The sequence below is a fragment of the Gilvimarinus sp. 1_MG-2023 genome, from assembly GCF_030548285.1.
This window is the reverse complement of record NZ_JAUOSC010000494.1, coordinates 1-337: the sequence shown is the minus strand read 5'-3', so window position 1 is coordinate 337 and position 337 is coordinate 1. Positions and strand designations below refer to the sequence as shown.

Below are 337 nucleotides of genomic sequence, written 5' to 3'. Positions count from 1 at the left end.
GGATGAACTGTTTGATCAGGCCGTTGCCTTTGTAACAGAGTCAGGCAAATGTTCCACCTCTGGGGTGCAGCGCAAATTGCGGATTGGCTACAACCGCGCTGCCCGTCTGGTCGAAGCCATGGAAGCCGCCGGGGTGGTGAGTCCACCAGCCCATAATGGCAGTCGGGAAGTGTTGGCTGCGGCAGCACCGGAGCGACCGTTTTAAATACAATGCTCTCCGAGCGGCACGTATGGCTTATTCGTAACATATTATGAGGATGTCTTTTTTGTATCTTGAATATTTTTTTCGCCCGCTGGTCGGGGTGTCTGTCGTACTGGCTGCGACCCTGTTCCATCC

Annotated in this window: 1 protein-coding gene; it reads left to right on the top strand. The window is 54.0% G+C overall.

What is annotated here, in order from left to right; genetic code table 11:
- Nucleotides 1-205: DNA translocase FtsK (locus tag Q4563_RS17780; protein ID WP_303605448.1), on the top strand; the 205-nt coding region annotated here is incomplete at its 5' end.
- Nucleotides 206-337 lie beyond the last annotated feature (132 nt).